We start from the raw sequence: 1,374 nt of genomic DNA, 5'->3' as shown, positions 1-1,374 counted from the left end.
GCCGCCGCTGCTTACCCATGCCTTCCATGATGAACATCCTCTCCCGGGCACACAGCCCACAGATCTCGGATGTCCGTCAAAACGGGTCAGGCCCACTCGACGAAGAGCTCGTCACGGCGACACTCAAATTCTTTCCTGGGCTGTTCCGTCGAGGCTCAGTCCAGCAGACGGATGCCGGCCCTCAACACTCCTACACGCTCCACGCCAGATATGCGCTGCGTCGCCCTAGGCCCGAGCCAACCATTGGTCAACAGGGATTCGATGGTCGTCAGCCCTCCTTAAGCGATCCGACTTCGCAACAAGACGGGCGGGGTGAGGAGTTGGACCCTGAGACCCTGCGGGCGTTGCTCGACTTCGTCAGCGGCCAGGCTCGTGTAGAACGTGACTCACAGCACCAGCAACGGTCGCAGCGGTGGGTTGCGCTCGGCGTTGTCATTGCCGCCGCAGCGAGCGTGACGGCCGCGATTATTCAAGTTGTGGCGCAGTGACAACTGTTGTCAACCACGCCTGAACCAGTTTCGAGCGCCGTTGACAACTGTCTACGTCGCTCACGCAGAAGATCAGTAACTATCGCGCCGAGGTACACCCTTCCGCCCGCCTGACGCAATGTCGCTGGCCAGAGGGCGGCGTATGGCCAGGCAGTCCCGCGTCGCCCTCCGCCACTCGCGTCGTCAGCGCTCAGAACACAATTAGCGCCTATGGGGCAGCGACCTGTTTGTCCTACGGTGTGCACCGTTCGGCTCGCGGTCCTTGCCGGCCCGTCCGGCCAAGATCGGCTGCACTGTATTCGGCATGACGGAGCGCTGTTACCAGCACGCCTGCATGTCACCCGCGCATTGTCAACGCAGCGCTGACGATGGCCTGAAGATCAGTGTGCTCGGCCAGCGGCATAGCGCGCACATGATCAGCTCTCAAAGAGATCAACACGGCTTCATCACCCACCGGCCCGCGCGGCGGCGTTTGTGCGAATGCCGCCTGCTGGTCGGTGGAGGCTGCGTGGGTGAAGGTCAGCTCACGCTGACGATGACCTTGCCCAGCGCGTGTCCCTCGCCCACCCGGGCCAGTGCCTCGGGTACCTCGTCGAGGGTGAAGGTGCGGTCGATGTGAATCTTGAGGTCACCCGCCGCGCATCGTTCGGCCACCGGTTCGAAGTGCGCCGGCCCCTCCTTGACGGCGAGCACGCTGAGCCGTCGACGCGTGAGCAGACCCGTCAGTGAGCCGAGGGTCAGGACGCGCAGCAGCGCGGATACTGATCCACCGACACACCTGTAACGGCCGCCCCCTCTCTGTCAGGCTGAGATGAGACAAGCGGTCTGAAACATGGTCTGAGCAGGGCGAGTACAGGAAGTTCGACGTTGACGATGACTCGTGCCG

The 1,374-nt window shown here is 63.2% G+C and carries 1 protein-coding gene and 1 pseudogene; one reads left to right on the top strand and one right to left on the bottom strand.

Annotated features, from left to right (window positions below):
• Positions 1-488 (top strand): hypothetical protein (locus tag ABZS58_RS51330; RefSeq protein ID WP_354792137.1); only part of this gene is annotated, 488 nt, incomplete at its 5' end.
• A 519-nt stretch (positions 489-1,007) separates the two neighbouring features.
• On the opposite strand, the pseudogene ABZS58_RS51325 reads toward ABZS58_RS51330, so the two are convergent.
• Positions 1,008-1,271, bottom strand: a pseudogene (locus ABZS58_RS51325) (zinc-binding dehydrogenase); the annotation flags it as partial.
• Between the last annotated feature and the right edge of the window lie 103 nt (positions 1,272-1,374).

This window comes from Dactylosporangium sp. NPDC005555, assembly GCF_040605635.1.
In the GTDB taxonomy this organism is placed as follows: Bacteria; Actinomycetota; Actinomycetes; order Mycobacteriales; family Micromonosporaceae; genus Dactylosporangium.
This window is presented reverse-complemented; position numbering and strand designations above follow the sequence as displayed.